Genomic DNA, 19,067 nt, shown 5'->3' with positions numbered 1-19,067 from the left:
GCAAAACAAATCAGAGTGGTTCGGATTTGCGGCTGTGCAAGCTTGTAGGAGGGAAACCAAAAGATGAACAAAGGACGCGTAGTGAGCATCATGGGTCCGGTTGTCGACGTTGAGTTTGAACGTGGACAACTTCCGGAAATCCTGAATGCCATTCATATTGGGACTGTGCTGGAGAGCGGAGTCAAAATTGACCTGACGCTCGAAGCTTCAAAACATCTAGGTGACAACCGTGTGCGTTGTATTGCCATGTCTTCCACAGATGGTTTGGTTCGTGGAGCTGAAGCCATAGATCTGGGAGCACCTATTTCAGTACCTGTCGGCGAAGCAACTCTTGGACGCGTATTTAACGTACTTGGAACGCCAATTGATAATGGTGCTGATATGAGTGAAACGGCTAGAAACCCAATTCACCGTCAAGCTCCTTCTTTCGATGAGCTGACAACTCAAGCAGAGATGCTCGAAACGGGTATTAAAGTTATCGACTTGCTGGCTCCTTATGCCAAAGGTGGTAAAGTCGGATTGTTTGGTGGTGCTGGTGTAGGTAAAACCGTAACCATTCAAGAATTGATTAACAATATCGCTCAGGAGCATGGTGGTATTTCTGTATTTGCGGGTGTAGGTGAACGCACACGTGAAGGAAATGACTTGTACCATGAAATGAGAGATTCCGGCGTTATCAACAAAACAGCGATGGTGTTCGGACAAATGAACGAGCCTCCGGGTGCACGTTTGCGTGTAGCTCTCACAGGTCTGACGATGGCGGAATACTTCCGTGACCAAGAAGGCCGTGACGTGTTGCTCTTTATTGATAATATTTTCCGCTTTACCCAAGCGGGTTCTGAGGTTTCTGCCCTGTTGGGACGTATGCCTTCAGCAGTAGGTTACCAGCCTACGCTGGCTACTGAGATGGGTCAATTGCAAGAACGGATTACTTCTACTAAAAAAGGTTCCGTTACTTCCATTCAGGCGATCTACGTGCCTGCGGATGACTACACTGACCCGGCTCCTGCTACAACGTTTGCCCATTTGGATGCTACAACGAATCTGGAACGTAAAATTTCCGAAATGGGTATTTACCCGGCGGTTGATCCACTTGCATCAAGCTCCCGGATTTTGGCTCCAGACGTTGTGGGTGAAGAGCATTACAATGTAGCGCAAGGGGTAAAACAAATTTTGGCCCGCTACAATGAGCTTCAGGATATCATTGCCATCCTGGGTATGGATGAGCTGAGTGAAGAAGATAAAATGTTGGTAGCACGTGCACGTAAAATCCAGCGTTTCCTTTCTCAACCTTTCCACGTTGCCGAAACATTTAACGGCTTCCCAGGTAAATATGTGCCGGTTAAAGAAACTGTACGAAGCTTCAAAGAAATTTTGGAAGGCAAGTATGACCACCTTCCAGAAGCGGCCTTCCTTTTTGTGGGAGCCATCGAAGAAGCAGTTGAAAAAGCTAAAACGCTGTAAACATACAGGCAAAGATTAGCCGAGCCTTACGAAGTGAGCTGTCTGCGGACAGCTTCCAGGAGGGATTCAAGTGAGCACGTATTTACTAGAGATTGTGACGCCGGAGCGCCTGGTCTATACAGAACAGGTAAACAGCATCAGTGTTCGCGGCTCGGAAGGCGATCTTGGGATTTTGCCCGGACACCTTCCCTTGGTCACTCCCTTGAAGATTGCACCGATACGCATTAAAATCGGTGGTCAAACCGAAGTGATCGCGGTCAATGGGGGCTTTCTTGAAGTCCGCAAGGATAAAGTGGTCATTTTGGCTGAGAGCGCGGAACGTTCCGAAGAAATTGATGTGGAACGTGCCCGTGCGGCAAGGGAGCGGGCAGAACTGCGGCTCCAGAGCAAGCAGGAACAGATAGATCATCATCGGGCGGAAGTAGCTCTGCAACGGGCGCTTAACCGTCTAAATGCTACAAGCATCAGAACCAATAAGAATTAATATTGGAGTTTAAGTGGAATTTTAAAAGGGTTCGGCATAGTATACGGATGGAACGACAAGGAGACCAATTCATAACTTCTGCCAGAAAATGTCCGGTAGAGGGTGAGGAGGAACCTTGCTTCCTTCGATCACTGTGATCGGACTCTTTTTTTAGCTGTTATGACCAAATGTACAGTCCTATTTCTTGCCTGGCTGCTAGGTATTTAGTACCTTTTAAATTCACGAAACAGAAGTGATTAATCACATTTTGTCGAAATAAATGTCCTAAAAACAGAAATAGCACTGGCATATTAGGCGTTCGCCGAGTATTATAAAGAAGTCTGTGACGCAGATGGGGGGAATTATGGTTGAACGGGAAACAGCAATTGGCAGAACAGCTAAGTCAATCGGCGAGTATGACCGCGCTGATCTCTATGATCGTATCGCTCATCTGTATAGCATTAGCTTGGTGGGCTTTACAGAGCTTAAAGCTGGATTTGTTAATCCGACAACCCAAAGGACCGCAGGGCAGATTGCTGCACTTGTTTCTTGCTATTATTTTGGGACAGTTGGTTTCGGGGTTCCTGTTGAGCTACATCTCTTGGAGCCAGATGCTCTAGAATTTGTTTTAACATGAAGTAGGCGGGTTATATGACCTTATGACTGTGTCTCTGCGGGAATTGTCGAATAACATCGCGTCATATTGTTAACAATGGTAAACAAAAGAACCATACATGTATAGCTGGCTGAATCAGTTAGAGTACAATGGTCGTCAAGTACAAAAAAACGCTTGTATACTTGTTTTAATCAGTGGTATGATGGCAGTTAGGGTATTAGTAAAATCTTGTTTTTTTATGTAATGAAAAAGCAAGGCATGAAAATAGCGGAATATGTTCTTTTTTTCCAGAATGGAAAAGAGAAATGACGCGCGGAGGGAACCATAGATGAGCAAATTTATCGTCCGCGGTGGCAACAGATTGACCGGGAGTGTCAAAGTCAGCGGAGCCAAAAACTCAGTTCTGCCGATCATCGCCGCTTCTCTGCTAGGAGAAGAAGGAGAAAGTGTTATTATTGATGCACCTCCTCTAGACGATGTGATGACCATTAACAAAGTGCTGGAGTCCTTAGGAGCAGGCGTTACATACCAAGATGAGGTCATTCGTGTTGACGCGCGGAAGATAATTTCCTGTGAAGCCCCTTACGAGTGGGTTAGGAAAATGCGCGCTTCATTCTTGGTTATGGGACCGCTGCTTACACGTTTGGGACGCACAAGAATCTCGCTTCCAGGCGGATGCGCAATCGGAACGCGACCCATTGATCAGCATTTGAAGGGTTTTGAGGCATTGGGCGCGGAAATTAGCCTGGGCCAAGGTTTTATTGAAGCTAAAAGTAACGGGCGTCTGCGTGGAGCTAAAGTTTATTTAGATGTAGCCAGCGTAGGGGCAACCGAGAATATTATGATGGCCGCTACTCTTGCTGAGGGCGTAACTACCATCGAGAATGCTGCTAAGGAACCTGAGATTGTTGATCTCGCAAATTTCCTGAATGGAATGGGTGCCAAAGTGCGCGGTGCGGGCACGGGCGTTATTCGTATTGAAGGCGTTGAGAAGCTGCATGGTGTAAAACATACCGTCATTCCCGACCGGGTAGAAGCAGGTACTTATATGGTTGCTGCTGCGATCACAGGCGGGAACGTATATGTAGAAGGCGCAATATCCGATCATTTGGGTCCGGTTATTTCCAAGATGGAAGAAATGGGTGTAACCATTCAACCTGATGAGAACGGAATTCGTGTCATTGCAGATAAGCCGTTAAAAGCCGTTGATGTTAAAACGTTGCCTTATCCAGGTTTTCCTACCGATATGCAGTCACAGATGATGGCACTTCAGCTTGCCGCTGAAGGAACGAGCATTATTACGGAAACCGTGTTTGAAAATCGTTTCATGCATGTGGATGAATTTCATCTCATGAATGCGGAGATTAAGGTCGAAGGCCGTTCTGCCATTGTAACGGGTAATGCTAAGCTGACAGGTGCGAAAGTAACCTCTACAGATTTGCGTGCAGGTGCTGCGTTAATTCTGACCGGACTCATTGCAGAAGGTACAACGGAAGTATCTGGTGTACATCACATCGATCGTGGTTACGTTCATTTGGCTGAGAAGCTGACCGGATTGGGAGCGGACATTTACAGAGTGACCGTGGAAGAGTCCAAACTGGATCATTCACCCAGTACAGAGCGCGTAATGCCGGAAGAGGCGTCTGGGAATCTGTTTAAGAAGATTCAGCCTTCCCTCGCCTAAGCTTTAACGCATGTAGCTTCATGTTGCATACGTATATTCTTAAACAACGAAGAACCAAGTCCGAGAGGACTTGGTTCTTTTTATTGTTTATAGCCTGTCTTTTTCATTCTTTCAGTTCTCTTAAAATGGTTCTATCAAAGTGGACGACTTCATATGATTGAAAATATCTGCTGGAGTATATCTATACTTCCAGCCGGACACTTAGCCCTTTGATGGAGGTTTCAGCCTATGAAAGATTCACAGGTTCGCATCCGTATACCCATTCATCATCCTAAGGAACATCGCCAGGCTTCACTTGCGGAGGAAGACACTGGCTCTATAGCTACCTTGTTACAGAAAAATAAGCTTATGCAACAGCAGTCGGACGCAAGAGGTACATTGCCGACTGGCGTCAAGCCCAATCGGCGTACAACAGCCGTGCCTTCCGCTGTGAACTCCGTTGATACGGCTCTGCCTATCGCTGGAGTAGCGGCCCATGACACACGCGCTGCAAGCCCGCTGCCGCACCTGCGTCCTTCCACCGGGCGTGCCCCACGCTGGGGCAGCCGCCGCCCATGGCTGCCATTCGCCGCCATGGCAGGGGTGCTGGTGCTTGCCATGGCTGTGCCCGCGCTAATGGCGTGGCCTCGCCAGACGGCGCAGCCGGTGCCGCCAAGCAGCCGCACGGCAGCACCGGCTGCGCCTAGCGTGACGGCAAAGGGTGAGGCGCCCGTCACGCGCTTACCGGGCGTCCCGCCGATGCCAGCGGTGCCCGCGGCTCCAACGCGCAGCGTGCCGGTGGCGGCAGAGCCGGACGTGCGTGTGTATGTCACGTCCACCGGTCGCACGGAGACGTTACCGCTGGAGCAATACATTGTCGGCGTAGTAGCCGCCGAAATGCCGCCCAGCTTCGAGGGGGAGGCACTGAAAGCGCAGGCTATTGCCGCGCGTACCTTCATTGCCCGGCGCTTGCTGGCTGATGACACTAGCGGTGCCCCTGCGGGAGCAGATGTGACGGATACTGTTAAACATCAGGCTTATATCTCCAAAGCTAAACTTACTAGAGAATGGGGACATTCTGGTAAATCCGCAGAGCTGGCTAAAATTCAGCAGGCCGTACGAGACACCAAGGATACGATCATGGTATATGAAGGCAAGCCCATTACGGCATCTTTTTTTTCTACTAGCAATGGCTACACCGAAAATTCAGAGGATGTGTGGGCGAAGGCAGTGCCCTATTTACGAAGCGTATCAAGTCCATGGGACAAGCAGTTGGCCCCGCGTTATTCAGAAACCGTCACACTGAGTCGTCAAAGCGTGTTCGATAGATTGGGGTTAAGTCGTACTGCAATTGCCGCCTCTACTGGAGGAGGAAGTATGCCAGAAATTCGTATACTCTCCAAGACAGAAGGACATCGCATCAAGAAAATTGAAGTTGGTGGCTCAATCTTTACAGGACCTGAGATCCGTAACAAACTGGGGTTGCGTTCGGCTGAGTTTACGTGGAAGGCTGAAGGGGACCGGATTGCTATAACAACCTATGGCTATGGTCATGGTGTTGGTATGAGTCAGTGGGGAGCCAATGGAATGGCCAAAGAAGGTCATACTGCCACTCAAATACTCCTTCACTATTATACTGGCATTTCTTTTGCGCAAGCCTCTCGTATTCTAAGTTAGTAAATATTTCGAAACTTTGAAGTATAAAAGAGTTGCACCCGGTAACACTGGTTACTGAGGTGATGAGCAAATGAATGAACAAAATAAAAACCAGAACCAAAACCATGAAGAGACACCCAAAACCTTTCAGGGTGGAAGAGCTTCGCGGCCGTCTTCGTGGAAAAAGCTGTTGTCCAAAAGGTGGGCATACCCGGCAGCCTACATTGCCGCAGCAGCCATTATACTAACTTTAGTGTGGGTCTATCAGGATGCCAGCCAGAAGTCTTTCAAACCTGACCCAGCTAGTCCATCGGTACAAAGCACAAGTGCAATGAATACCGATGTTAACGGACAACAGCCAGAAAGCGTGGAAGTCGTTGCCCAGTCGGAAAATATCGCATGGCCAGTGGCAGATGCTGGCGCAGTACAGGTCGTAAAGCCGTTCTTTGATGAGAATGCGACCGCTGATGAGCAGGCGGCAGCTATGGTAGAGTACGATAAAACATTTACCGCTAACACTGGGATTGATCTTTCCCGGACTGACGATCAGGCGTTTGAAGTAAGAGCCGCCCTGAGTGGCAAAGTATCTCGTGTGGAACAACATCCGCTGGTAGGTAATGTCGTAGAAATTACGCATGATAATAATCTCAAAACGGTGTACCAAAGCTTGAGTGATCTGAAAGTAAAAGAAGGCGATCAAGTGAAACAAAACGATGTGATTGCTTCAGCGGGTCGTAACGAGCTTGAAAAGGATTTGAAAACACATTTGCATTTTGAAGTGTATCAGGATGACAAGCCTGTGAATCCAGCAGGTCTGCTTCCTAAAAAATAAATCTGGTCATGGCTTTGCATGCAAAGCGGGGAATCCATATTCCCTGCTTTTTTCTTGTGTAGTTTTTGTGCATAAGGTAAACATAAGCTGCTTTTGCCAAATAAATAGGCCTTCCGAAGCATGTCTTCCCGCCAAACCGCGAATATATAGGCACGCTCCTCATATAATGTACCAAACTATCCACAGTAGGGAGGCGGGAGCGTGCACGATTACATCAAGGAACGGACCATCAAAATCGGTCGCTGTATCGTGGAAACAAGGAATACGGTCCGTACGATTGCCAAGGAATTTGGTGTCTCCAAGAGCACGGTGCATAAAGATCTGACCGAACGGCTGCCTGAAATCAACCCGGATCTTGCCGATCAGGTGAAGCACATTCTTGAATACCATAAATCCATCCGCCATCTGCGGGGGGGAGAAGCCACGAAAATTAAGTACAAAAAAACGAGTGGCAAACGAAGGGAAATTCTCGTTTCCGGCAAGTCCTAAAAATATATAGTGAATTGGCTGGCAAAGCCATTGAATCAACCCCCTGAAGTATGATATGTTAAAAGATGGTACAAGACGAAAAATGACATGTAACCGTAGGTTTATACATATATTTGCCGCTTCTTGTCGAATCTTAGCTTTTTAAAATATCACTTTGGGGGCCTTTTTAATATGTTCAGTAATGATATCGGTATCGACCTCGGTACGGCCAACGTGCTTATCCACGTCAAAGGGAAGGGGGTTGTTCTTGACGAACCTTCCGTTGTCGCGATAGAAAGCGATACAAAAAGAGTCCTGGCTGTCGGAGAGGAAGCGCGCCGTATGGTGGGACGTACTCCTGGTAATATCATAGCCATCCGTCCATTACGTGATGGTGTCATCGCCGATTTTGAAGTAACAGAAGCGATGTTAAAATATTTTATCAATCGGGTGGGGGGAAAAAGCTGGTACAGCCACCCTCGTATTCTAATTTGTGCGCCAACGAACATTACCTCAGTGGAGCAAAAAGCGATTCGTGAAGCGGCGGAACGTAGCGGGGCCAAGGAAGTATTTTTGGAGGAAGAGCCAAAGGCGGCTGCCATCGGGGCAGGAATGGATATTTTTGAGCCTAGCGGCAACATGGTAGTGGATATTGGTGGCGGAACGACTGACGTTGCAGTCCTCTCTATGGGGGATGTCGTAACAGCTTCTTCCATTAAAATGGCAGGGGACAAATTTGATACAGCCATCATGAAATATGTAAAAACGAAGTACAAGCTTCTGATCGGAGAACGTACGGCTGAAGATATCAAGATTGCTATCGGAACTGTGCATCCGAGTGGACGTCGTGCAGAGATGGACATCCGTGGACGGGATATGGTATCCGGATTGCCCAAAACGTTAAGTATATCTGCAGATGAAGTGCAGGATGCACTTAGAGATCCTGTGTCAGCGATTGTTGCTGCGGCCAAGTTTGTATTGGAGCAGACCCCACCGGAACTGTCAGCTGATATTATTGACCGTGGTGTTATTTTGACTGGTGGCGGTGCCTTGCTTAGCGGATTGGACGAGCTACTTGCTGAAGAACTGCGCGTTCCCGTACTGGTTGCCGAAGATCCGATGCATTGTGTTGTTAAAGGTACAGGAATTATGCTAGATAATTTGGATCATGTGGTTAAGAAAAAGTTCTAATCTGCCGATAGTGACTATAAGAGACTCGTGTGCGGTCAGGCAGGTTGCCTAGCATTTTGGCCTTCGTGCCTCCGCGCGAGCATATGATTTTAGCAGAGTATAGGATTGGGGTGCACGTTACATGTTGAGAGGTTTATATACTGCGGCCGCCGGATTGATGACACAACAACGACGCCATGACACCGTGACGCAAAATATTGCTAATATGAATACGACGGGATACAAACAGGAGAACAGTGTTCAGCGTTCTTTCCCCGAAATGCTTATATCCATGACGGGTGGTAACCCTGATAACCCGGACCGTACGGTCGGCAAGCTCAATACTGGCGTTTTTGCTGAGGAAAGCCTCTCCCCTTACATTCAGGGAGCATTAAAGGACAGTGGACAAGCGACGGATTTTGCGATACAGTCCAATATTAATGTGAACGACCCAGCTACTGGTCAACCTATGGCTTTTGATCAGGCGGGAAAATTCATCAATGCTAACGGTGAAGTCACCTACCGTCCAGAAGCGTTTTTTTCGGTGCGGGACAGTAATGGGAATGTTCGTTATACACGTGATGGGCATTTTCAAGTAAATGGAGCGGGAGCATTGCTTTCATCGACTGGCTCAGCGGTGCTGGATACGAATGGAAACCCAATTCAATTGACCGGGGCTGTCTCAGAGCTTAAAGTAAATGAGCGGGGCGAATTGGTAGATAGCCAGTCCAACCAGACATTGGGGACGACGCTCGGTATTAGTGTCATTGATCGTCCGTACCAGCTCGTTCGTGAGGGTAATGGGAATTTCCGTCTGAATGATACTGATGGTGCTACAGCTAGGATGATGACCGCTAATGATGCTGTATCCGTTCGTCAAGGTTACCTGGAGGTATCTAATGTAGATGCTTCACAGTCAATGGTGGATATGATGGCTGCGTTAAGAGCGTACGAAGCGAATCAGAAGGTAATTCAATTTTATGATAAAAGCTTGGACAAGGCCGTTAATGAAGTAGGCCGTGTATAACAGGGGGTAAGTGATGAACAACTCCATGATTGGTGCAATGGTATCTATGGCCAGTGTGCAGCAGCGTTTGGATTTAATTGCCGATAATATTGCCAATGTCAATACAGTTGGTTATAAGAGTAAACAGGGTTCCTTTGAAGATGTATTGGCCAATGTGAAACAACAGCCTTCAACGTATCTCCAAAATGGACGGGCCATGCCGCTCGGTTATAATTTGGGCTACGGAGTTAAAACGGCCGCAATCATGAAAAATATGGAGCAAGGTCCGCTCAAGGAGACGGGACTTCCTACTGATCTGGCGATCCAGGGTAATGCCATGTTTGAAGTTCAAGGAAATGGGCAAAAAGCCTGGACCCGTGATGGTAGCTTTCATTTTATTCCTGATCCGAATGATAGTGCGACGATGATGTTGACCACTGCTGAAGGCTACTCCGTGCTGGATAACAATGATGTTCCTGTGACTGCTCCAGCGGGTTCCAAGGTGGCTATTAACTCGGATGGCGAATTGCTGATTCGTGCTAATGGAACTGGGATTCCGACAGTTGGTCAGAGAATCAAGCTAATGGATGTACAGCGTCCAGAGGGACTGGAACAGCGGGATGATAACCTGTTCGTGTTGTTGAATGGTGTAACAGAGGCAAATGTATTCGGAGCTGCAGGTGTGGCAGGTGCTGTTCCAGCGGACGTATCTGTGCGTTCCGGTTATCTCGAGGAATCTAATGTGGATTTAGCGGGCGAAATGACGGATATGATGCAAGTTCAGCGGATGTATCAAATGGCGGCACGGGCATTAACTTCTAGCGATACGATGATGAACATGGCCAACAATCTGAGGGCTTAAGGATTTGGTGATGAAAGAAGAACAATCTGATTCCCGTCCGGTGCCTGTAAAGACGAAGTCCCGCTGGCGTACTGCTCGTTATTTCATAGTTCCGTTGCTGCTCCTGTTATCGCTGTTAGGCGGCTTAATTGCAGGATATGTAATTGTAGGTAAGCAAGGGTTGTCAGGCGTATTTGAATGGAGAACCTGGCAGCATGTCATTGATCTTATTTTTGCGCCTTAAGTTTACTTTAAAAGAATGGGGTGGCGGGAAAAGACCGCTCCGCGAATGATTTGATCTTATGATCGCTGTTGTAACGCGATTTTCCTAATTATTAAGTTTTTAGATGTGAAAATCCCGTTGCAAAGGCGAACGCTCACGCTTCTCCAGATTCAAATCTTTCGCTCCGCTGCTACCCGCCATTAGTGCCACTCTTATTAAAATAAACCACCCGCCATTGTGTGGGGAGTATAGACGAACAAAACCCTGTGCCAACGGCGCAGGGTTTTGTTCGTCTTCAATGGCAGGAAACTCCCACGCATGGATTGCGGTCAGTGAAGGCCATCGCAGAGGCCTTCACTTTTGTTCCGCCTTTCCCGACAAGCGAGCATTATTGAAGCGAGGCTTTCCTTTTGAGCTAAAAGTAACTCGGCGGAGGGGATGGAATCGTTCTGAAGAAGCGATAGCTTCGCCTTTAACCTCGGATTTTACCCTTGAATTCTTATACAATGGGAAATCCGAGGTTAACAGCGATCGGAAGAATGATCCATCCCCGTAGTCCCTCCCTTTAGCTCAAATGAATTCCCGCTTTACACCATATTAGGAGCACACAATATGGTACTTCCGCGTAATTTTCTTTTTGCATCTGATAACTGTATAATGATGGGGAAGTTTATAACACTGCGGGGTAAAACCAAGCACGGGCAAAAGGGCTTCTTCGCGCCTCAGGTTGCATAACCGGCGGAAAAAGCCCCTTATCTCAACCTCCACTTCTGCAGTAGGTGAAGGATATCTAACATTGTTGCCGCCAAGAGCTGTTTTTATACAGCGTAGGCGGGGTAATATTATGCTTGCAGTAACTCATGATTGATACAGAGTCAGACCTGCAAGCGGGAGGAGTTATTAAGGTAAATGGACAAATTGCAATTGGATGTTAATCAAATTCAGGAGATTATCCCACATCGAGCGCCATTTTTATTGGTTGATCGTATTATTGAGCTGGAGGAAGGGAAAAGAGCAGTAGGCATTAAAAATGTAACGATGAATGAGCCTCATTTCATTGGACATTTTCCGGGGTATCCCGTTATGCCTGGTGTGTTGATTACCGAAGCACTGGCTCAAGTTGGGGCAGTCGCATTACTGCACCTAGAGAGCAATCGTGGCAAAATCGGGTTCTTGGCAGGATTGGATGGTTTCCGTTTCCGAGGACAGGTGGTTCCTGGTGATACGTTAACGCTTGAAGTGGAAATCACTCGTTCCAAAGGCGCATTTGGCAAAGGGAAAGCTACGGCTAAAGTAAGCGATACGGTAGTAGCTGAGGGCGAAATTATGTTTGCTCTATCTGACCCTCCCCAATAAATAAAGCTCTGCCGACATAAGCACGAGGTCTGAACCGAGTGCAAGTGTACATAGAAATCCTGTTTTGATAAACCAAAAATGGAGAGGGGAAATTCCGTATGACGCAGTTGAGTAAAAAAGCATTAGAAGGCATTGAGAGCTGGCTGCAAGACCCTTATATTGATGAAGAAACCAAACAGGAGTTGCGCGCATTGGAAGGCAACGAGCAGGAACTGGAGGATCGCTTTTACAAAGAGCTGGAATTTGGCACAGGCGGTCTGCGTGGAGTGATCGGAGCAGGGAGTAACCGGATGAACCGTTACGTCATTGGACGTGCGACTCAAGGGCTGGCTCGCTATATTTTAGAACAGCATGCTGGTAAAGAAGGCAAACCTTCGGTTGTCATTGCGCATGATTCGCGTCATTTTTCACCAGAGTTTGCACTGGATGCAGCTTTGGTGCTGGCGGGCAATGGTATCGTGGCTAAATTGTTCCCTTCCTTGCGTCCAACGCCACAGCTTTCGTTTAGTGTACGTCATTTGGGAGCCAGTGGAGGGATCGTTGTAACAGCCAGTCACAATCCTCCTGAGTATAATGGATACAAGGTATACAACGATGAAGGGGGTCAGCTTGTTCCTGATCAGGCTGAACAGGTAATTAGTTATATCCGTGAGGTTCCTTCTTTTGCTGACATTCGCAGTCTGACACGTGAGGAAGCAGAGGCACAGGGATTGTTGGTTTGGCTTCGAGAAGAGGAAGATGAAGCGTTTGTAGATACGGTAGCCAGTGTGAGTGTGAACCGTGAGCTGATTGCAGCCGGACCAGGCAAAAATTTCAAAGTTGTGTTTACGCCTCTCCATGGCACTGGAAATGTACCGGTTCGTCGCGTACTGGAGAAAATCGGTTTTGAACAGGTGCATATTGTGCCTGAGCAAGAGCTGCCAGATGCTGAATTTTCGACTGTTAAGTCGCCAAACCCAGAAGAACGCGATGCGTTTAAACTGGCAATTGCGCTGGGTGAGAAAATTGGTGCAGATCTGTTGATCGGAACAGACCCTGATGCTGACCGTATGGGTGCAGTTGTGAAAAACCGTGATGGCGAATATGTAGTATTGTCCGGTAATCAGTCTGGTGCGATCATGGTTTACTACTTGTTGAATCAGCTGAAAGAAACAGGCAAGCTTCCGAATAATGGGGCTGTTATCAAAACCATCGTAACCAGCGAAATGGGTGCAGTTATTGCCGAACATTTTGGAGCAACCGTGTTTAACACGCTAACTGGCTTCAAGTATATTGGCGAGAAAATGAACCAGTTTGATCAAACTGGCGAGTACACCTACTTGTTTGGCTATGAAGAGAGTTATGGTTATTTGGCAGGGAATTATGCTCGCGATAAGGATGCTGTCTTGGCGGCTATGCTGATCGCTGAAGCTGCTGCTTATTACAGCACACAAGGTAAGACGCTCTATGATGTTTTACAAGAGCTGTACGAGCAGTTTGGCTACTTCCTTGAGAAGCTGGAGTCTCGTACTCTTAAGGGTAAGGATGGAGTGGCACAGATTCAGGGCAAAATGACCGATTGGCGTAGCAACGCGCCTCAAGAGATTGCAGGCGTGAAGGTAGATAAGGTACTGGACTACTCACATGGTCTGGACGGTCTTCCACAGGAAAATGTACTCAAATTCTTACTGGAGGACGGTTCGTGGTTTTGCCTGCGCCCTTCGGGAACAGAGCCGAAAATCAAAGTATACTTTGCGGTACGCGGTTCCTCGCTATCAGACGCGGAGCAAAGAATCAGCCACCTGGTCGATGCTGTTATGTCTCGCGTAGACGCTTGAGAAAAATCCCTTTATAATAGAATAGGTTAAGGTAATTGGATAAGATATAGTAATCGGTGACCTCTCACGGCAAAGGGCAGTACGCCGTGGAGGTCATTTCTGTATTGCAGAATAACCTGGAAGAGGCTTTGGGGAAAATAGGCTTATTCCGGCAGCGGAGGATTTTGCAAAATTCAATGAGTGACCTACCAAAAGGCTGAGTACGACAAGGTGGGCAGCATTGAATTTTGCAAAATCCCGAATATTAAGGAGGTTCTTTGGTGTATCAGAAATGGCAGTATTGGAATACGGCTTCTCGAAAATGGTTATGGATTTTGGTGGCTGTCGGCTTGCTGGCTTCCATTCCAGTCATCGCCGATCGTGTGAAGACAGAATCCTCGAGTAAAAAAGTAGAGATTGTATTCGATTATCGGGATTTGACGGAGGCAGCCTCGTATCAGGCTCATCCGCAGGACTATCTGAATGAGCAGCTTGACCGCTTACAGCAGGCGGGTGTGAACAGCATGGCGATGTATGAAAGTACGTTGGATGATTTTCGTAAAGCGGGCCGTGTCGTAACCTATACGACTCAGAACGTTGCCGATATGGAAAAACGGCTTTCACCTGCAAATGAGAATTTTACGTATATTGTTTTTGCTGACAAAGAAAATGCGGAGGCATTAAAGCCGTTAATTTTACGTACGTTTACAAGCCTGGACATTAATGTAAAACCTTGGACTTATCAGGGACAGGAAGGGTTAGTTGTGGAAACATCTCCAGAGGATGCGTACCTCAAGCCCATGCAGCCTGACCCGATTGCGATGAAGCAGCTTCGGAGCAAAGGATTTTTTATTGTTCCACGGATGAGCGACAGTCTTCCTTATAACCAGGAGTTGACAGAAGAGATGCTTGCTTCTTTTCAGCAGAATGGTGTAAAACGCATTTTGTTTGAAGGTGATTCAGTCAAAGGCTTCACCGATAACGAGAAAGAGCATAGCTTAGCGGCATTTGCTAAATTGCTGAACAAATACGATATTGGCCTAGCTGCTATCGAAAACTTAAAAAAACCGCAAGCAGGCTTCAATAAGCTCGCTTACGATATCCACTATAACGTTGTGCGTTTATACTCATTGAGCGATAAAGATGCAACGCTGGATGTGGAAACGTTGGCCGATCGTTTTGCTCTGGCTACCAAGGATCGTAATATTCGCATGTTGTATCTGAATACCGCGCCTAGCCGTAGTATTGCTGAAGCCAAGGTGAAGGATTCGGTAGATAACCTGATCCACAGCTTGGATAAGCCGGGTAACGCTGTACAACGGATGGAGAAAAAGGGGTTTGAACTCGGACAGGCTGAACCATTCCAAGTAGTCGATTCGTCCATTCAGCGCTATTTGAAAATGATTGTCGTACTAGGTGCACTGGCATTCTTCTCCATTATGGTGTCCTATTTCGTCCCGGCATTGACTTTGCTGGCATTTGCACTCGGTTTGGTAGGTTCAGCAGGACTTTATGTTTTGAACTCCAGCTTGATGGAGCAAGGTCTAGCCCTACTCGCGGCGATTAGCGGACCAACGGTTGCAATGATCATTGCTGTGCACACGATTAGAATTAAACGTGAACAGGGGGCTGAACTTTCTGCAGGTCAGCGTTTGGTTCAAACGCTTATACTGTACGTACGGACAGCGATTTTGTCGCTGGCTGCAGTACCATTTGTTATTGCTCTGTTGAATAGTATTGCTTACAGCCTTGTGCTGAACCAATTCAGAGGTGTAAGCTTGCTTCACATTCTGCCGATCTTCTTGGCAGCGATATATATTTTCTTTTATCGTGGCGTTTCTATACGAGAGGAGATTTCCAAGCTGCTACGTACGCCGATTACTGTATTGTGGGTGATCGCACTGGCTGTTATCGCAGCCGCAGGTTATTACTATTTGACTCGTACTGGAAATGCGGGCACAGTGTCGAATACGGAGCTGGCATTCCGGAACTTCCTTGAAAATGCGTTTGGCGTACGTCCACGCAATAAGGAATTTTTGATGGCTCACCCACTGTTTATTGCAGGAGCGTTCCTGAGTTTGAAATATCGCAAAGCAATCTATTTGCTGATTATAGCTGCTATTGGTCAAGCCTCTATGGTGGATACCTTTGCTCACATTCACTCTCCAGCGGCACTGTCGCTTAGTCGCGGGCTGTTAGGATTGGGCTTCGGTCTGGTGCTGGGAATCATCGCAATTGTCGTGTGGCAAGTGCTGGAAGGGTGTTGGAAGAAATGGTCACCACAGCTCAAACGATAATCATCTCGGGTTATTACGGCTTTCACAATAGTGGGGATGAGGCGGTGCTCAAGTCGATTTTGACAGCTTTAGAGGAGGAGAGCCGTCAGGCGGGTATCACGGTCAAGCCTGTTGTTCTATCTTCTGACCCTGCTTGGACACAGAAAATGTACGGAGTAGAAGCTGTACCGCGGATGAGTTTGGGGGAAGTTCGTAGAGCGATTAAAAACAGCGATGGGCTAATAAGTGGCGGCGGGAGTCTGCTCCAGGATGCAACAAGCCCTAAAAGTATTCCGTATTATCTGGCGATTCTGAAACTGGCCCAATGGGCTGGAAAGCCGACGTTTGTATATGCTCAGGGCATTGGTCCAGTACAACGGAAGATATTTTATCCTATGATCCGTTCTGTGTTTCAGCGCTGTGAATATGTTTCTGTAAGAGATGAGCAGTCTGCCGCACTACTGGATACTATGAAACTAAAGAACCCGGTTGTCGAAGTTGTTCCTGATCCGGTAATGGGGCTTCCATTGCCCCGAGGTTCCGAGCTGCATAAAGCAGCAACTGAGACTGATCAGGATCAACCCCCGATCGTTGGCGTATCTGTACGTTACTGGGATAAGGAACGCCGCGATTTGAAGGCTATCGCGGAGGGCTTAAAAAAATTAGCTGCTGAGCGCCGTGTACACTTACGTTTTTTACCTTTCCATCTGCCTGATGACGAGCAGGCTTCAAGGATGGTAATGGATTTGTTGGGGGATATTAGGGGGACGGGAAGCATTGTAAGCATGTGTGATCAAGTCACCGATCCTCAACAGATGCTTTTGGAAGTCAGTCGTTGCAGTTTGATGATCGGGATGCGATTACACAGCTTGATCTATGCAGCATCCCATCAGGTGCCTCCGTTGGGGATATCCTATGATCCTAAAATTGATCATTTCCTCAGCCGTGTCGGTAGCCAGCCTGTAGGCACTACAGAGGCACTGGATGGACAAAAACTGGCTAATGAGTCTATGCGGTTGCTGGATCAGCGAAGTCAATGGATCGAGAGCCAGGGAGCGGCCATTGCTTTGTTAAAAAGTGAGGCTCGCTTACCGGCGCAGCATATCGTTAATTACTTGTGTCGCAAAGGATGATGGATACAGTGACAGTTGATAAGGTTACGAATGTGCCTACCGTCCCGATTTTCGGTGTTCCGGTATCAAGGCTTAATATGAAAGATACATTAAATGTATTAATTCAAGCAGTGGAGTCTCGCCGGCCCCATCAAGTGATCACTGCCAATCCGATAATGGTAATGGCAGCATTGGAAGATCCAGTGTACATGAACGTGATGAAACAGGCGGAGCTGATTGTCCCGGATGGGACCGGCGTAGTGTGGGCTGCAAACTATGTAGGACATCCTGTACCTGAGCGTGTAGCGGGCTTTGACTTGTTACATGAATTACTTGCAGCTGGCGAAAACTATCATTGGAAGGTTTATTTACTGGGATCAACATCTGAGGTGATTCAAGCGACCGCAAAGCGGGTACATGAGCTTTATCCCGCAATTACGGTTTGTGGCAAGCGTGATGGTTTTTTTGGACCAAAAGAGGATGAAGCCGTAATTGCAGCTATTCGTGAAGCAAATCCTGATTTATTGTTTGTAGCACGTGGAGCGGACACACAGGAACCCTGGATTGGTAAATATAAGGAAAAGTTGGGTGTACCGGTGATGATGGGGGTTGGCGGCAGCTTCGATGTTATATCAGGCAGAACCAAACGCGCACCTAAATTGTTTCAAAAGCTACGGGCTGAATGGTTATATAGACTCCTCAAAGAGCCAAGCCGTTACAAAAGAATGCTTGCGCTGCCGAAATTCGCCGCGAAAGTGATGCGCGAAAAAGAAAACGTCACAAAAGTGTGATAAATAGCTTGAATCTGCCTCCAAAACCCGCTAATTTGCCAGAATATGAAGCTTGGTATTTATTTTTGATCAGAGTATAATTCAATGCGGTTACATCTGAAAAGGGATTGCTTTAAAATTGGGGGTCGAATGATCAAATGTTATTGATCTATATTATTGGGTTCATCATGGCACTGGGACTTGCGCTGTTACTGACACCGCTCGTCAAGAAATTCGCTGTGAAGGTTGGAGCCGTCGATGTACCGAATGCCCGAAAAGTACATACCCGAATTATGCCGCGTCTTGGCGGACTGGGGATTTTCTTGGCATTTCTGTTGTCCTTATTGGCGGTGTTACCTTTTGTGCCTGACGGAATGCTGTCCTCTCGGGATATTAACTTTATCGCAGCCTTTCTGATTGGCGGTACGCTGATTACACTGATTGGTGCTCTCGATGATCGTTTCGATCTCAATGCAAAATTGAAATTTTTGGCTCAAATTGCCGTTGCGTGTATGGTCGTGTTTGCTTTTGATATTCGTGTAGATTTTGTAAATGTACCTTTTCAGGATGCATACTCATCTTTGGAAAGCTGGATTTCCATTCCACTTACGATTTTTTGGATCGTAGGTGTAACGAATGCCATCAATTTGATTGACGGTCTGGATGGACTGGCTGCAGGTGTCTCAGGCATTGCGATTGGAACTATTTTTGTGATGTCGATATTGATGGGTAATTACATGGTAGCTATGCTTTGTCTTGTGCTGCTGGGCAGTATTATCGGATTCCTATTTTTTAACTTTCATCCTGCAAAAATATTTATGGGTGATACAGGGTCATTATTTTTAGGTTTCTGTCTGGCCATGCTATCCATGCTTGGTTTCAAGCAAATTGCTATCGTATCTTTTATTACGCCATTGATTATTATCGGTGTACCATTGTCAGATACATTCTTTGCTATCATTCGTCGCAAGTTGCAGAAAAAACCGATTTTCTCTCCGGATAAAGGTCATTTGCATCACTGCCTACGCGAACTAGGTTTCAGTCACAGACAGACGGTGTTGATTATCTACGGTATTGCTGCATTTTTCGGTGTATTGGCCGTGATTCAATCGTCTGCTGCGCTTAATGAAGCGAACTGGGTTACCTTTGTCGTGATTTGTATTATGATGTTCTTCCTACAGATCGGTGCAGAGGTTATTGGTCTTGTTGGCAAAACCAAACGCCCAGTTATTAACACACTGATTCGGTTGTTGGCTAAGCCAGATTCCCAGACGCGTTCGAAATTATAATTTTAATTTAAAAGTAAGCCTTCAAGCTTGGCGGTATACCGCGGGTTTGAAGGCTATTTTGATGTT

Annotated in this window: 17 protein-coding genes; all 17 read left to right on the top strand. The window is 47.0% G+C overall.

Annotated elements, in window-relative coordinates:
- The first annotated feature begins 63 nt into the window (after positions 1-63).
- The 17 genes from atpD to NSQ57_RS22880 all read left to right on the top strand — a co-directional run bounded on the left by atpD (position 64) and on the right by NSQ57_RS22880 (position 19,001).
- Complete coding sequence (gene atpD / locus NSQ57_RS22960; protein WP_029518505.1) at positions 64-1,464, top strand: F0F1 ATP synthase subunit beta; 1,401 nt, start codon at positions 64-66, stop codon at positions 1,462-1,464.
- Positions 1,465-1,534: 70 nt separating this feature from the next.
- Complete coding sequence (locus NSQ57_RS22955) at positions 1,535-1,948, top strand: F0F1 ATP synthase subunit epsilon (RefSeq protein ID WP_013312322.1); 414 nt, start codon at positions 1,535-1,537, stop codon at positions 1,946-1,948.
- A 347-nt stretch (positions 1,949-2,295) separates the two neighbouring features.
- Positions 2,296-2,547, top strand: a complete 252-nt coding sequence (locus NSQ57_RS22950) for a DUF1146 family protein (protein ID WP_013373430.1) — start codon at positions 2,296-2,298, stop codon at positions 2,545-2,547.
- Positions 2,548-2,871: 324 nt separating this feature from the next.
- Positions 2,872-4,227: a UDP-N-acetylglucosamine 1-carboxyvinyltransferase gene (murA, locus tag NSQ57_RS22945; RefSeq protein ID WP_029518503.1), complete on the top strand. Its 1,356-nt coding sequence runs from the start codon at positions 2,872-2,874 to the stop codon at positions 4,225-4,227.
- 228 nt (positions 4,228-4,455) lie between these two features.
- On the top strand, positions 4,456-5,883 hold the full coding sequence (spoIID, locus tag NSQ57_RS22940) for a stage II sporulation protein D (RefSeq protein ID WP_340933442.1): 1,428 nt from the start codon (positions 4,456-4,458) through the stop codon (positions 5,881-5,883).
- A gap of 70 nt (positions 5,884-5,953) precedes the next feature.
- Positions 5,954-6,694 carry a M23 family metallopeptidase gene (locus tag NSQ57_RS22935; protein WP_209947806.1) on the top strand — a complete coding sequence of 247 codons (741 nt, stop codon included), beginning with the start codon at positions 5,954-5,956 and terminating at the stop codon, positions 6,692-6,694.
- A 201-nt stretch (positions 6,695-6,895) separates the two neighbouring features.
- Entirely contained in the window at positions 6,896-7,183 is a 288-nt protein-coding gene (spoIIID, locus tag NSQ57_RS22930; protein ID WP_007432737.1) for a sporulation transcriptional regulator SpoIIID, read from the top strand.
- 171 nt (positions 7,184-7,354) lie between these two features.
- Positions 7,355-8,353 (top strand): rod shape-determining protein, encoded by a 999-nt coding sequence (locus NSQ57_RS22925; protein ID WP_023990703.1) that lies wholly within the window; start codon positions 7,355-7,357, stop codon positions 8,351-8,353.
- A 121-nt stretch (positions 8,354-8,474) separates the two neighbouring features.
- The gene (locus NSQ57_RS22920) at positions 8,475-9,359 is read left to right on the top strand and encodes a flagellar hook-basal body protein (protein ID WP_165146178.1); all 885 of its coding nucleotides are present in this window, start codon (positions 8,475-8,477) and stop codon (positions 9,357-9,359) included.
- Positions 9,360-9,372: 13 nt separating this feature from the next.
- Complete coding sequence (locus tag NSQ57_RS22915; protein WP_340933439.1) at positions 9,373-10,200, top strand: flagellar hook-basal body protein; 828 nt, start codon at positions 9,373-9,375, stop codon at positions 10,198-10,200.
- Positions 10,201-10,210: 10 nt separating this feature from the next.
- Positions 10,211-10,423, top strand: coding sequence for a DNA-directed RNA polymerase subunit beta (locus NSQ57_RS22910; protein ID WP_069010007.1), 213 nt, complete (start codon positions 10,211-10,213; stop codon positions 10,421-10,423).
- An 888-nt stretch (positions 10,424-11,311) separates the two neighbouring features.
- Positions 11,312-11,758, top strand: a complete 447-nt coding sequence (gene fabZ / locus NSQ57_RS22905; RefSeq protein ID WP_342425352.1) for a 3-hydroxyacyl-ACP dehydratase FabZ — start codon at positions 11,312-11,314, stop codon at positions 11,756-11,758.
- A 98-nt stretch (positions 11,759-11,856) separates the two neighbouring features.
- Positions 11,857-13,575 (top strand): phospho-sugar mutase, encoded by a 1,719-nt coding sequence (locus NSQ57_RS22900; protein ID WP_342425351.1) that lies wholly within the window; start codon positions 11,857-11,859, stop codon positions 13,573-13,575.
- A 260-nt stretch (positions 13,576-13,835) separates the two neighbouring features.
- Complete coding sequence (locus NSQ57_RS22895; RefSeq protein WP_069010004.1) at positions 13,836-15,851, top strand: DUF5693 family protein; 2,016 nt, start codon at positions 13,836-13,838, stop codon at positions 15,849-15,851.
- Positions 15,827-16,963 (top strand): polysaccharide pyruvyl transferase CsaB, encoded by a 1,137-nt coding sequence (gene csaB / locus NSQ57_RS22890; protein ID WP_209947810.1) that lies wholly within the window; start codon positions 15,827-15,829, stop codon positions 16,961-16,963. Before NSQ57_RS22895 ends, csaB begins: the two co-directional genes overlap by 25 nt.
- Before the next feature lie 8 nt (positions 16,964-16,971).
- Positions 16,972-17,733 carry a WecB/TagA/CpsF family glycosyltransferase gene (locus tag NSQ57_RS22885; protein WP_029514607.1) on the top strand — a complete coding sequence of 254 codons (762 nt, stop codon included), beginning with the start codon at positions 16,972-16,974 and terminating at the stop codon, positions 17,731-17,733.
- Positions 17,734-17,870: 137 nt separating this feature from the next.
- On the top strand, positions 17,871-19,001 hold the full coding sequence (locus NSQ57_RS22880; RefSeq protein WP_029514606.1) for an MraY family glycosyltransferase: 1,131 nt from the start codon (positions 17,871-17,873) through the stop codon (positions 18,999-19,001).
- Positions 19,002-19,067: the final 66 nt, after the last annotated feature.

Origin of the sequence: Paenibacillus sp. FSL L8-0502, from assembly GCF_038593055.1 — a bacterium.
Lineage (GTDB): Bacteria > Bacillota > Bacilli > Paenibacillales > Paenibacillaceae > Paenibacillus > Paenibacillus polymyxa_D.
Note: the sequence above shows the minus strand (reverse complement) of the source record. Positions and strands in the feature narration are given on the sequence as shown.